The 312-nt window shown below is 35.9% G+C and carries 1 protein-coding gene; it reads left to right on the forward strand.

Translation table 11 applies throughout. The features are described 5' to 3' along the window. Window positions 1–25: 25 nt before the first annotated feature. On the forward strand, window positions 26–312 hold a 287-nt coding region (gene tnpA / locus HT721_RS10770; protein ID WP_173214649.1), incomplete at its 3' end, for an IS200/IS605 family transposase.

Here is a 312-nt window from a genome sequence, read left to right on the forward strand (position 1 = left end):
AATTGTAAAGCGAAAGGAGAAAAATATGGCACAAAAGGCTCATAGTTTATCGCACACAAAGTGGCATTGTAAGTATCACATTGTGTTCACCCCTAAGTATAGACGAAAAGTTATCTATAATCAATATCGAAGTAGTTTAGGCGAAATATTTCATCGCTTGTGTAGTTATAAAGGAGTTGAAATTATCGAGGGTCACTTAATGCCAGACCATGTACACATGTTAGTAAGTATTCCACCAAGGATAAGTGTTTCGAGTTTCATGGGTTATTTAAAAGGAAAAAGTGCACTCATGATGTTTGACAAACACGCCAA

Origin of the sequence: Streptococcus sp. 4094 (genome assembly GCF_013277125.1) — a bacterium.
Taxonomy (GTDB): domain Bacteria; phylum Bacillota; class Bacilli; order Lactobacillales; family Streptococcaceae; genus Streptococcus.